9 protein-coding genes, 1 pseudogene and 1 riboswitch are annotated in these 13,431 nt (G+C 49.9%); of the genes and pseudogenes, 7 read left to right on the top strand and 3 right to left on the bottom strand.

The window, feature by feature from the left end; translation table 11 throughout:
- The first annotated feature begins 73 nt into the window (after positions 1-73).
- The 5 genes from DSM465_RS0111600 to DSM465_RS0111580 all read left to right on the top strand — a co-directional run bounded on the left by DSM465_RS0111600 (position 74) and on the right by DSM465_RS0111580 (position 4,281).
- Entirely contained in the window at positions 74-1,609 is a 1,536-nt protein-coding gene (locus tag DSM465_RS0111600) for an alpha-amylase family glycosyl hydrolase (RefSeq protein ID WP_008879064.1), read from the top strand.
- Positions 1,610-1,625: 16 nt separating this feature from the next.
- A complete protein-coding gene (locus DSM465_RS0111595) occupies positions 1,626-2,645 on the top strand; it encodes a LacI family DNA-binding transcriptional regulator (RefSeq protein WP_008879063.1) in 1,020 nt (339 codons plus the stop codon).
- A 176-nt stretch (positions 2,646-2,821) separates the two neighbouring features.
- Positions 2,822-3,502, top strand: a complete 681-nt coding sequence (locus DSM465_RS0111590; protein ID WP_051358534.1) for an O-methyltransferase — start codon at positions 2,822-2,824, stop codon at positions 3,500-3,502.
- Positions 3,503-3,605: 103 nt separating this feature from the next.
- Positions 3,606-3,890 (top strand): hypothetical protein, encoded by a 285-nt coding sequence (locus DSM465_RS0111585; RefSeq protein WP_230459261.1) that lies wholly within the window; start codon positions 3,606-3,608, stop codon positions 3,888-3,890.
- A 40-nt stretch (positions 3,891-3,930) separates the two neighbouring features.
- Entirely contained in the window at positions 3,931-4,281 is a 351-nt protein-coding gene (locus DSM465_RS0111580; RefSeq protein ID WP_029761421.1) for an antibiotic biosynthesis monooxygenase family protein, read from the top strand.
- A gap of 535 nt (positions 4,282-4,816) precedes the next feature.
- Here DSM465_RS0111580 and DSM465_RS0111575 read toward each other — a convergent pair.
- From DSM465_RS0111575 to DSM465_RS0111560, 3 genes are all read right to left on the bottom strand, one after another.
- Positions 4,817-5,680 carry an SDR family oxidoreductase gene (locus tag DSM465_RS0111575; protein WP_029761420.1) on the bottom strand — a complete coding sequence of 288 codons (864 nt, stop codon included), beginning with the start codon at positions 5,678-5,680 and terminating at the stop codon, positions 4,817-4,819.
- Positions 5,681-6,023: 343 nt separating this feature from the next.
- The gene (gene metH, locus DSM465_RS0111565) at positions 6,024-9,434 is read right to left on the bottom strand and encodes a methionine synthase (RefSeq protein ID WP_029761419.1); all 3,411 of its coding nucleotides are present in this window, start codon (positions 9,432-9,434) and stop codon (positions 6,024-6,026) included.
- Complete coding sequence (locus DSM465_RS0111560) at positions 9,427-11,277, bottom strand: bifunctional homocysteine S-methyltransferase/methylenetetrahydrofolate reductase (protein ID WP_029761418.1); 1,851 nt, start codon at positions 11,275-11,277, stop codon at positions 9,427-9,429. The genes metH and DSM465_RS0111560 overlap by 8 nt, the downstream gene beginning before the upstream one ends.
- 72 nt (positions 11,278-11,349) lie before the next feature.
- Positions 11,350-11,451, bottom strand: a riboswitch (SAM riboswitch).
- Between the two features lie 619 nt (positions 11,452-12,070).
- Here DSM465_RS0111560 and DSM465_RS0111550 point away from each other — a divergent pair.
- Both DSM465_RS0111550 and DSM465_RS0111545 read left to right on the top strand, forming a co-directional pair.
- Complete coding sequence (locus DSM465_RS0111550; RefSeq protein ID WP_051358533.1) at positions 12,071-13,162, top strand: ABC transporter ATP-binding protein; 1,092 nt, start codon at positions 12,071-12,073, stop codon at positions 13,160-13,162.
- Positions 13,132-13,431, top strand: a pseudogene (locus tag DSM465_RS0111545) (ABC transporter permease); the annotation flags it as partial. The gene DSM465_RS0111550 and the pseudogene DSM465_RS0111545, both read left to right, overlap by 31 nt.

Here is a 13,431-nt window from a genome sequence, read left to right as displayed (position 1 = left end):
AACCGCTATCATAAATAGTGGGCTTACCCGTTTCCAAACAGAAAAAAACAGACAGTAAAGGAGGGAAACGGAAATGGGGAACCGGCTTTTTATGCTGTTCATCCTTCCGTTCCTTCTTTTTTATGCCATGCCGGTTGCGGCGGCGGAAAAAGAAGAACGGACGTGGCAAGACGAAGCGATTTATTTTATTATGGTCGATCGTTTTAACAACATGGATTCAACGAACGACCAAGACGTCAATGTCAATGATCCAAAAGGGTATTTTGGCGGTGACTTAAAAGGGGTGACAGCGAAGCTCGATTATATTAAAGAAATGGGCTTCACTGCCATTTGGCTGACTCCCATTTTTAAAAACAGGCCGGGCGGCTATCATGGCTATTGGATCGAGGACTTTTACGAAGTCGACCCGCATTTTGGCACGCTTGATGACCTCAAGACGCTCGTCAAAGAGGCGCATAAGCGCGATATGAAAGTGATTTTGGATTTCGTGGCTAACCATGTCGGCTACGACCATCCGTGGCTTCATGACCCGGCGAAAAAAGATTGGTTCCATCCGAAGAAAGAGATTTTCGACTGGAACAGCCAAGAGCAGGTGGAAAACGGTTGGGTGTATGGACTTCCCGATTTGGCGCAGGAAAATCCGGAAGTAAAAAACTATTTAATTGACGCAGCCAAATGGTGGATTAAAGAAACCGACATTGACGGTTACCGACTCGACACGGTACGCCATGTGCCGAAATCGTTCTGGCAAGAGTTTGCGAAAGAAGTGAAAGCGGTAAAAAAAGACTTTTTTCTCCTCGGCGAAGTGTGGAGTGATGATCCGCGCTATATCGCTGATTACGGAAAGTATGGCATCGACGGGTTTGTCGATTACCCGCTGTACGGTGCGGTGAAGCAGTCTCTTGCCAAACGTGATGCATCGCTTCGGCCGCTCTATGATGTATGGGAGTATAACAAGACATTTTACGACCGCCCGTATTTGCTTGGATCATTTTTGGACAACCATGATAACGTCCGATTTACGAAACTCGTCATTGATCATCGGAACAATCCGATTTCACGCATGAAAGTAGCGATGACGTATTTGTTCACTGCGCCGGGCATTCCGATTATGTACTACGGAACAGAAATTGCGATGACTGGAGGTCCTGATCCGGACAATCGCCGCCTGATGGACTTCCGTGCCGATCCAGAAATCATCGATTATTTAAAGAAAGTGGGCCCGCTCCGCCAACAGTTGCCATCATTGCGGCGCGGCGATTTTACGTTGTTGTATGAACAAGACGGCATGGCGGTGTTTAAACGCCAATACAAAGACGAAACGACGGTCATTGCCATTAACAACACGAGTGAAACGAAGCACGTTCATCTGACGAACGAACAGCTGCCGAAAAACAAGGAATTGCGTGGCTTTTTGCTCGATGACCTCGTCCGTGGCGATGAGGATGGCTACGATATTGTCTTGGATCGTGAAACAGCAGAAGTGTACAAATTACGGAACAAAACGGGAGTTAACGTGCCGTTTATCGTTGCAATGGTTGCGGTTTACGCACTATTTATCTTGTTTTTATACATGGTGAAAAAACGAACAAAACGGACAAATGAATAAAGAAAGGAGGTAGTATATGACCGTTACGATTAAAGACGTCGCCAAACGAGCCAATGTCGCGCCGTCGACCGTCTCGCGCGTGATTGCCGATAGCCCGCGCATCAGTGAGAAAACAAAGCAACGGGTGCGCGAGGCAATGAAAGAGCTTGGCTACCATCCAAATTTTATTGCCCGCAGCCTCGCAAGCCAAGCGACGCAAGTGATCGGCATCGTCATGCCAAGCTCAGCTGATCAGGCGCTGCAAAACCCGTTTTTCCCGGAAGTGATCCGCGGCATCAGCAAAGCTGCCCATGAAAAACGGTACGCCTTGCAAATGTCAACCGGGGAAAAAGAAAGCGACATTTACGAACGGGTGATCGAGATGTTGCAAGGGCGGCGTGTTGACGGAGTGATTTTGCTTTATTCGCGGCAGAACGACAAGTTAATGAAATACTTGCAAAAACATGGCTTCCCGTTCGTTGTCATTGGAAAACCGCACCAAAAAGCGGAACAAGTGACCCATGTCGATAACGACAACGTCCAAGCTGGAAAAGATGCCACCAACTATTTAATCGACCATGGCCATGAGCGCATCGCTTTTGTCGGTGGCAATCCACAATATTTTGTGACCGCCGACCGTCAAGAAGGCTATGAAGAGGCGCTGCGTGAAGCTGGACTGTTGTACCGACCGGAATACGTCGTTCATGAAGAGTTTTTGCAAGAAGGCGGCCGCGAGGCAATGAAGGAGCTGCTTTCTCTAGCCGAGCCGCCGACCGGGCTTGTCGTTGCTGATGACCTCATGGCGCTCGGGATGGTCAAAACGCTCGATGAAATTGGTCTTCGCGTTCCGGAAGATGTGTCGATCGTCAGCTTCAACAACACCTTGCTCGCCGAAATGTCGCGCCCGCCGTTGACTTCCGTCGATATTGGCATCTTCCAACTCGGCTATGAAGCGGCGAAAAGTTTAATCGAAAAAGTCGAAAATCCAAATGAACCGATCAAGCGCATCATCATCCCACACCGGCTCGTTGAGCGGGGATCGTGTACGAGGCGGTGATATGACTGAAGGAAAGACGTCCATCATAAGGATGGGCGTCTTTTTTCTTCCCCTGTATAAAGAAGGAAAAGTGACTCGTTCTCTGTAAATAAATATAGTTGCAAACAAAAAATTTGACAATTAAGAAATGTTTGTATACGATTGTATACGAGTATTGAAAAGAGAGGAGCTCTTGTATGCATCCGGAACATCGGTTTGATCCGCAAGATGGATTGGATGTTTTTCGCCGTCTGAACCGTTACATGAATGAACTGTTTGGATCGCAAGATGAGGTGCTGACAAATATTCTTCGTTCGATTGAGGTCCGTGGTTTGCCGCCGATTTCCGTCTCACCGGCCACCGGGAAGTTGCTCACGATGCTTGTGGCCATCTCTGGCGCCAAAAGAGTGCTTGAAATTGGTGCGCTAGGTGGCTACAGCGGTGTTTGCTTAGCGCGAGGAATGGGTCCTGAAGGTACGTTAACGTCGCTTGAATTGGTCGAAGACTATGCGCGTTTGGCGCAGCACCATCTCGAAAAAGCCGGTTTTGGCAGTCAAGTCACGTACATCATCGGTCCTGCTTTGGAGAGTCTTAAGACGCTCGTTATGGACCGCCAACATTTTGACTTTTTCTTTATTGATGCGGATAAAGATAACTACGTTAATTACCTCGACTATTGCATCCAATTAGCGGAGCCGGGAGCGATCATCGTTGCTGACAACACATTGGCTGGCAGCGGCATCGGTTCACCGCGCGCCCTCGAACGACGTGGAGAAATCATGAAGCAATTCAATGAAACTGCAGCGCTTCACCCTCAGCTTGACGCTATGTTCATCCCGATCGGCGATGGTGTGACTGTAGCGCGAGTGAAAGAGTAAAGTGGGTGGAAAGGAGAAAACGATGATGCGTGGAAGAGAGGGACATTTTTGGCCCGAACATGGTAAGCCGCTTGATGGATGTCCTTCGTGGAAACGAGAACGAATGGGCCAAGGGTCTCATCGCGGCGCTAAAACGTTCCGTCGCAGGCGGGCGCTCGAATTTTTAGAACGTCTGTACGTCAAGCGTGCAACGTTGAAGCAGCAGTTGCAAACACCGGAACTGCAATCGATCCATCCGGTGTTGACCGGAGAGCTGAAAGCGATTGAAATGGTGATGAATGAGTTCATTCAACTGTTTGACATTCATGAAGAGGAATTAAAGATGATGCCGATGTCTAGCAACACAGATGAAGCTCAAGGCAAAGAGGACCAAAATGAGGAAAAGTAAGCGGAACATTTACACATAAAATGAAAGGGAGAAGATGCCGATGTTTATTCAAATGCGCAAAATCACGGTAGCGGAAGGATACGCAGATCAAGTAGTCGAACGGTTCAGCCAGCCGGGAATCGTCGAACAGCAAGACGGATTTGTCGATATGAAAATTTTAGTCAAAAAAAGACGCCGTGGTGACGACGAAGTCATCCTTTTGGTCACATGGGAATCGGAAGAGCATTGGAAAAAATGGGAGAAAAGCGATGCCCATATCGCTAGTCATAAAGCGAGACGTAATGAGTCAAAGCCAGAGTTCATTCTCAATGTCGAAGTGAGTCATTATGAAGTCAAAGCGGTGAAAAGCGCTGTGGCGTCATCAGTTCGAGGAGATGAGCGGGCTTTTTAAATTAAATTGATGCATTCATAAATTTTGAACCCATAACAATAGGCCGATGGTTTTTTAACACCCATTTGACAGAAGTGGGACTGATGCTAAAAAGCATTGTCAGCCCATATGTCGATTTAGTAAGTCAGAAAGCGCCATCAAGCAGTTTTTCTATTCGAAAAACCTAACAGATACCTTGTTTTTCTTTATGCAAGAACGATCAATAGGAACAAAATAATCATTTCATCAGTCTTCTCGATTCATCAAGAGCGCTTCCTTTATCATGTTCAAGACATTCTTATGTTTTTTGTATACCTACCTAAAAACAAATGACCACATCATTTTTTTGAGCCATATGAAAACAAAGCGGCCCGTCTCTTTGGTGATGGAGACGGGCAAAGAGAAGAGGGGCACCTTCGAAACGAAGGAGAGGAACATCATAATGTTATCGTAATGGTTCTTTACATATCATTCCACTTTTTTGTAAGAAAAGATAACGTAATTTTATGAAAAGGTGTTGGAACAGTGGCCGCCAATTTCACGGAAGCCGTTGTCATCAGCCGCTAATGAATTTGCCTCCGTCAACGTGAAGGATTTGCCCAATCATGTACGACGATTCATCGCTCGCCAAAAAGACGTAGCACGGGGCGACTTCACTCGGCTGGCCTGGCCGTTTCATCGGGGTGTTGGCGCCGAACGTGGCGACTTGTTCGCTTTTGAATGTCGATGGGATGAGCGGCGTCCAAATGGGGCCTGGGGCGACACCGTTGACACGGATGCCTTGGCCGACGAGCGCTTTGGCGAGCGAACGGGTAAAAGCAACGATTGCCCCTTTCGTTGCCGAGTAGTCGATGAGTTGCTCGTTTCCTTCATAAGCGGTAACTGAAGCAGTGTTAATAATGGTGCTCCCGTTTTTCAAGTGCGGGAGCGCCGCTTTCGTTAAGAAAAAGTAGCCGAACACGTTCGTGCGGAACGTTTTCTCTAACTGTGCGGCGGTGATGTTAAGCAAGTTCGGCTGCGGGTGCTGTTCGGCCGCGTTGTTGACGACGATGTCAAGCTTGCCGAATGTCTCGACGGTCTGTTTCACCGCTTCTTTGCAAAAGGCTTCGTCCCCGATGTCTCCCGCAATGGCTAGACACCGTCTTCCTTCCTGTTCGACGAGCCGTTTCGTTTCCTCGGCGTCCTTATGTTCGTTTAAATAAACGATCGCCACATCGGCACCTTCTTTAGCGAAATGAACCGCGACCGCCCGACCGATGCCGCTGTCACCGCCACTGATGATAGCGACTTTATTTTCGAGCCTGCCGCTTCCTCGATAAGTGTCTTTGATGGTGACTGGCTGCGGGTTCATTTCACTTTGCAGACCCGGTTGGCGTGTCTGGTGCTGCGGAGGCAGCGTCGTTTGTTGCTTTGTGACCATATGTTCTCCTCCTTGGCATGTATTGTCATCGTTAGTATGGAACGGAGGAGGGGAAATATGTGCACAGAGACGATGAAGGAGCCGGTAGTTTTCCACCCACGTTTCACTTCATATCGCGATTTCCTCAATCGATGGTTTATCATTTTCCGACAGAAGACTCCCTCTTCAATTTCGTACAGGGCGTAGGCCAGAAATCAGGGGGAGATGAATGGCAGTTGGTGATAGACAAAACACTTATTCATGATTATAACAATTATAAAGATGATTAAGCCCATTGTCCGATGATCTGTTTGTCGTAAAAATAGGAAAACGAGCCGGCCGATTCAGCCAGCTCGTTTTCTGTTTATAACACATTGAAATACCTTGCTTCCGGATGGGCGAAGACAATTGCTGAGACAGATGCTTCCGGCTCCATCATATAGCCGTCAGTTAGACGGATACCGATATCTTCCGGGTGAAGGAGACGGAACAGTTTTTCTTGATCTTCCAAGTTCGGGCAGGCCGGATAGCCGAACGAGTAGCGCTGGCCTTGGTATTTGGCGGCGAAGCGCTCTTCCATCGTGAAGTCCGGGTCATCCGGGAAGCCCCAACGGTCGCGCATAATTTGGTGGATGCGTTCAGCGAACCCTTCGGCGATCTCGAGCGCCAATGCTTGGATAGCATGGCTTTTCAAAAATTCGCCTTCGTCTTTCCAGCGCTGGGCGAGTTCACGGATGCCGCCCCCGGCGGTGACAGCAAAGAAGCCGACATAGTCGATTTCCCCACTTTCTTTTGATTTCAAATAATCGGCAAGACAAAGGAACGGCGCCCGCGGCTGGCGCGGGAAGTCAAACGTCTCAAGCACGGTTTGCCGGTCGACAGGATCGTAAATATAAACGCGGTTACCGTCGCTTTGTGCCGGGAAAAAGCGATAGACGCCTGCGGGCTGAATCCAGCCGCGCTCCTGCACTTCAGCGAGCAATTCATCGACAACTGCTTTTAAGGCGAGCGCTTTTTCGTCTTTTTCTTCTAACAGCCGCTTCACTTTTCCTTTCAAACCGAGATGATGGCCGAGCACCATTTGCCAGTTGACGTACGGCAACACGTGCCCAAGCGGTACATCACGCAGCACGTGGCGGTCGAGGTCGGCTGGGATATAGACCGGGACATCGGTCGAGACGTTGGATTTGACAGCTGTGGCGGCACCAACCGCCCGTGCCGGTTCGTTCTCTACCCTTTCTTTTTTCATATAATCGATCGTACCTTGTTGGATTTGGTTGGCAAGGGCAAGCCCGTCCATGGCGTCTTTCGCGTACAAGACGATTCCATCATATTCCGGCGCGATTTTGTTTTCTGTAAACTTGCGTGTCAAAGCGGCGCCGCCGACTAAAATCGGGGTCGAAATGCCGGCTTGACGCAAATCTTGGGCGGTAACGACCATCTGTTGGGCGGATTTGACAAGCAAGCCTGATAGCCCGATAATGTCTGGCTCGTGTTGGCGCGCCGCCTCGATCAGTTGCTGCGGGGCGACTTTAATGCCAAGATCGACCACCTCGTAGCCATTGTTGCTTAAAATAATGTCGACTAAGTTTTTACCGATGTCATGCACATCACCTTTGACAGTGGCAAGCAGCACTTTTCCTTTTGTGCTTCCTTCTTTCTTTTCCATATATGGTTCTAAAAAGGCGACAGCCGCTTTCATCACTTCCGCACTTTGTAGGACTTCGGCGACGATGAGCTGGTTGTTGTTGAACAACCGTCCGACTTCGTCCATGCCGGCCATGAGCGGGCCGTTGATGATCGACAGCGGGTCGGAGTACGTTTCAAGTGCTTGTTCCAAATCAGGAATAAGCCCGTCTTTCGATCCCTCGATGACGTAGCGGGCGAGTCGCTCTTCCAAGCTCAAGTTCGTCTCTACCGGTTTGGCGGTTGTGATTTTGCTTCGGTAAAATTCGATAAATGCATTTAACGTTTCGTCACTTGTGTCAAACAGGAGCGCCTCGGCCATCCGCACTTCGTTTTCTGGAATCGAGGCGAATCGCTCAAGCTTCTCGGTGTTGACGATGGCATAATCCAAACCAGCTTGTGTGCAATGGTATAAAAAGACAGAGTTTAGCACTTCGCGCCCGGCTGGCGGCAAGCCGAACGAGACGTTGCTGATGCCGAGCATCGTTAAACAGTCAGGCAGCCGCTCTTTAATGAGACGGATGCCTTCGATCGTTTCTTTTGCTGCACCGATGTACTGCTCATCACCGGTGCCGACTGGAAAAACAAGCGGGTCGAAAATGATGTCTTGCGCCGGAACGCCGTAGCGGTTCACGAGCAAGTCATACGAGCGCAAGGCGATCTCAAGCTTTCGTTCGGCGGTGATGGCCATCCCTTGTTCATCGATCGTCCCGACGACAACGGCAGCGCCGTATTGGTGAAGCAGCGGTGCGATTTTCGCAAACCGCTCTTCGCCGTCTTCGAGGTTGATCGAGTTGATGATCGCTTTCCCTTGCGAATAGGTGAGAGCGCACTCGATGACGCGCTCATCGGTCGAGTCGATGACAAGCGGCACTTTCACTTTTTTGATCACGTGGCGGACGAATTGTTCCATATCGTACCGTTCGTCGCGGTCTGGGTCGGCAAGGCAAATGTCGATGACATGAGCACCGTTTTTTACTTGGGCGCGGGCGATTTCTGCCGCCTCTTCGTACTTGCCTTCGGCGATGAGACGCTTAAATTTGCGCGAGCCGATGACGTTCGTCCGTTCGCCGACAAAGAGCGGGCGCATCGTTTCATCGTACATGAGCGCCTCGATGCCGGAGACAGCGTGTATGTCAAACGAAGACGGGATGACTCGCGGCGGAAGATCGCGCACCGCTTCGGCAATGGCGCGAATATGGTCCGGTGTCGTGCCGCAACAACCGCCGACAATGTTGATCCAGCCTTTTTCAGCAAAACGGCGAATTTTCTCTGCCAACATGTCCGGCGTTTCATGGTAATGCCCTTCTTCGTCCGGCAGACCAGCATTTGGATAGCAGCTGACCGCTGTGTCGGCGAGCGTGGCGAGCGTGCGCAAATGGTCGGTCATAAATTCCGGACCGGTCGCGCAGTTTAAGCCGACAGCGATCGGATTCATATGGCGGATGGAGATGAAAAACGAATCGATCGCCTGCCCGGCAAGCGTCGTGCCCATCGGTTCAATCGTTCCAGAAATCATAAGCGGTACGCGGCGGCCGACGGCTTCAAACGCTTTGGAAATGCCGATGAATCCCGCTTTGACGTTCAGTGTATCTTGGCACGTTTCCAAAAGTAGAAGGTCGACACCGCCTAACAATAGTCCGCGTGCCTGTTCTTCATAGGCGGTAACAAGTTCGTCAAACGTCGCTCCGCCCGTCACTGATAACGTCTTTGTCGTCGGTCCCATCGAGCCGGCGACAAAACGCGGCCAGTCCGGCGTCGAGAACAATTCGGCCGCTTGTTTCGCCAGTTTCGCGGCCTCGATGTTCAGTTCGAGCGCTAAATGCCCAAGGCCGTATTCGTCAAGCACGATGCGTGTCGCCCCGAACGTGTTCGTTTCGATTATGTCGGCGCCAGCTTCCAAGTACGCTTCATGAATATGGCGGATGACATGCGGGGCGGTGAGGGTCAAATATTCGTTGCACCCTTCGTACGCCTCGCCGCCAAAATCAGATGCTGATAGGTTGGCGCTTTGGATCATCGTCCCCATGGCGCCGTCGATGACAAGAATTTTTCGCTGTAGTTGCTGTTCTAAGGTGATGTTAGCCATGAACAACCTTCCTTTCTTTGGCGGCCGCTTCTTTTTCGTGAATGTAGCGGATGAGCTCAACCGTCATGTCATAACGCAAAAACGGCGTAATTAAATAAATGCCGTTAAACAAGTCGAATGCAGCGTCAATAAGCGCTTTGGCGATGGCAATTCCTTCGCGCGTTGCCTCGACTGGGTCGTTGCCGCACGCCGCCATGCGGGCGCGAATCTCATCGGAAAGCGTAATGCCCGGCACTTCATGATGCAAAAAGTCGGCGTTGCGCGCGCTCACAAGCGGCATAATGCCGATGTAGATCGGTGTGTGAAGATGCTTCGTCGCTTCGTACACCTCAACGATTTTCTCTTCTGAATAAACAGGTTGGGTCAAGAAATAATGAGCGCCGTATTGAATTTTTTTCTCCATGCGTTCAACGGCTTTATCTAAATGGCGGACGTTCGGATTGAACGCTGCGCCGATTGAGAAGTTCGTTTTTTGCCCGAGCGGTTTGCCGGAGTACGACAGTCCTTCGTTAAACTGGCTGATTAAGCGGATTAAGTCGAACGATGATAAATCATACACCGATGTTGCTCCAGGAAAGTCACCGATTTTCGATGGGTCGCCGGTAATAGCGAGCACATCGGTAATGCCGAGCGTATGCAACCCCATTAAATGCGACTGCAAGCCGATCAAGTTGCGGTCACGGCACGTAATATGGATGAGTGGACGGACGCCGAGTTGTTCTTTCACGATTGAGCCGACCGCGACGTTGCTGATGCGCGGCGTGGCGAGCGAGTTGTCAGCGAGCGTTAGTGCATCAATGCCGGCATCATGGAGCGCTTTGGCTCCGACGAGAAACTTGTCAATACCTAATTGTTTTGGCGGGTCGAGCTCAACGATCACCGAGCGGCGCGTGCGGGCTAATTCTGGAAGCGGCGTTACTGCCGACGGGTTGTCGGCTTGCACTGATACTGACACGGCACGCCGTTTTACCGTTTTTTTCGTCACGGGTTTCCGATCTTGAAGCGCCCGAGCCATCGCTTCAATATGTTTTGGCGTCGTGCCGCAGCACCCGCCGATTAAGCGCACCCCTTGGTCACGAAACGCTTTAGCCGTTTCCTCGAAATATTCGGCATTTGTCTCATAGACGAGCCGACCGTCGCGGTAGTCGGGGAGGCTCGCGTTCGGGTACGCCGATAAAAAGGCGCGCGTTGGCAGCGGTACTTCTTCCAGCGACTGAAGCATATGGTAAGGCCCGAGCCGACAGTTCAGCCCGACAACATCGGCGCCAAGCGCTTCTAAGCGTGCGAGGGCATCAGCGAGCGGCGTGCCGTCTTGCAAGACGCCAACTTCATGAAGCGATACGTGGGCGATGATCGGTAAGGTTGTCTCTTTGCGGGCGATGGTGAGCACCGTCTCTAACTCTTCTAAATCGTAATACGTCTCAAGCAGCACGCCGTCCACTCCCTCAGCAAGCAAGACAAACAGCTGCTCGCGGAACGTCCGCTTCACTTCCTCAAGCGGCACAGCGCTTTTGTTCAATGTGCGCAGTCCGCCGATTGTTCCGAGTACGTGCGTCCGCCCGTTCGCCGCTTGCTTGGCGAGCCGCACCGCCGCCCGGTTGATGGACGGCACCTCGTCCTCAAGGCCGTAGCGGGCGAGTTTTACATAGTTGGCGCCGTATGTATTCGTCTGGATGACATCAGCGCCCGCCGCGATATATGCCTCGTGAATATGGACGATTTCTTCTGGTTTTGATAGATTCAATTCTTCAAAACAACGGTCAATACCATGGGAATATAGAAGCGTCCCCATCGCCCCGTCAGCGATCAACACGCGTTGTTTTAACTCATCAAGCAATCCCACGTTCCGATCCCCCCGTTTCTCCGTAAATAAAAAGAAAAAAGCCTTCTAAGAAGAAGACTTGTCATTCGCTTCTTCTTATCTTCCAGGCTTCCGCCTGTCTGGATTTAGCACCTTGGCCGCGGCCAGGTTGCTGAGGGTTCACCGGGCCAGTCCCTCCCCCTCTCTTGATAAGAATGTTTGTATGCAGTTGTTGGGCAATGTTCTGACTATTACTCTATAATTTAGCGCATTTTCTGAAATTGTTCAATACAGTAAAGAGGGAAAATTGAAAAAAATGAGGCGAAGGGAAGGGGAGTTTGGAGGAGGATCATCGTAATGAAAGGTGTTGCTAACATGTATGAACATCTGTCTATGGAAGAAGTGCAGGATCGCTGAATCTTTGTTTTTTCGCTCGTCATGTTGAATGCTATTTTGACAGTTGTCTTCCTTCGGCGAAAGCACTTAGGAGTGGTTGTTCATTTTCTGTTGCTCGCTGTCGCAGTCGCCTTAGCGTTGAGGGGTATCATGTTTGACTTTATTGATGTGCAGGCATCGGAATCAATCTTCTTTCTGCTTGGCAAGGCGGGAATATCGGTGAAGAGTGGGATGAGGAGTTTGCTAGTTGAAATCGCAAAGCTTTCAAGGCGATATGAACCATGGGAAGCCCGTCATTCCAAGTTGAGGGGGGGTTCTGTTGCTTTTGTTCTCCCTTATTGATTTTTACTAATGCCCGTCATGATTTTTCCATTGCCCTTTTGTCATTCATATGTTCTAATTAGGAATGATGGAAATGGAAAGGGTAGGGGGTGCAAAGGTGAGCAGACAAGAAATCATCCGCTTTGACCATGTGACAAAAGAATATGATGGGACAGCGGTATTGGATGATGTTAGTTTTGAGATGGAGAGAGGAAAGTTTTATACATTACTTGGGCCGTCGGGATGCGGGAAGACGACGATTTTGCGGCTGATTGCCGGGTTTATTGAGCCAACTGATGGCACCGTTTATTTCCATGGGAAGCCGATGAATGACGTCCCACCAAACAAGCGGCAAGTCAATACAGTGTTTCAAGATTATGCTTTGTTTCCGCATTTGGACGTATTTGAAAATGTCGCCTTTGGCTTGCGCATAAAAAAGATGAAAGAAGCCGACATTCGCCAAAAGGTGAGTGAAGCGCTCCGGTTTGTCAACTTGGAAGGGTATGAGCGCCGGCGCATTCAAGAAATGTCCGGCGGCCAACGTCAGCGCGTTGCGATTGCGCGGGCGATCGTGAATGAGCCGGAAGTGCTGCTTTTGGATGAGCCGCTATCGGCCTTGGATTTGAAGCTGCGCACGGAAATGCAGTACGAGTTGCGGGAGCTGCAGCGCCGATTGGGAATCACGTTCGTGTTCGTCACGCATGACCAAGAGGAAGCGTTGGCTATGTCGGATTATATATTCGTTTTGAATAAAGGGAAAATCCAGCAGTTCGGTACACCAAAAGAGATTTACGATGAACCAGTCAATCGGTTTGTCGCCGATTTTATTGGGGAATCGAACATTTTATCGGGGCGCATGATCGAAGATTTTCTTGTCGAGTTTGCCGGACAGCGTTTCGTTTGTGTTGATCATGGTTTTGCGCCTAATGAACCGGTCGACGTTGTCATCCGACCGGAAGATTTGGAACTTGTGGCGCCGAAAGATGGTCAGATCGTCATTCGTGTCGATTCGCTGCTCTTTCGCGGTGTTCATTATGAAATTTGCGGCTACGATGAAAACGGCAACGAATGGCTTGTTCATTCGACAAGAAGAGCAGAAGTGGGGGAAACGGTCGGTCTCCGGTTTGAACCAGAGGCGATTCATGTCATGCAAGTCGAGAGGGAGAAAGGAGACGTAGAATGGAACGGGCATGGCGGAACTGGTATTTGATCCCCTACGTCGTATGGCTTGTTTTGTTTGTTATCGCACCGATCGTGTTTTTAGTGTATGAATCGTTTTTGGATATTGATGGGCAGTGGACGATAGCCAATTATGAAAAAGTGCTGACGCCCATTTATTTGAAAATGATGGCTTATTCATTCTGGTACGCATTTTTAATTACCATTGTATCATTATTGATCGGTTATCCAACTGCCTATTGGTTGACAAAAACAAAGCATAAACAGCTATGGCTGTTGTTGCTCATTTTGCCGATGTGG

It is taken from the genome of Geobacillus thermodenitrificans subsp. thermodenitrificans DSM 465, assembly GCF_000496575.1.
GTDB lineage: Bacteria > Bacillota > Bacilli > Bacillales > Anoxybacillaceae > Geobacillus > Geobacillus thermodenitrificans.
This window is presented reverse-complemented; position numbering and strand designations above follow the sequence as displayed.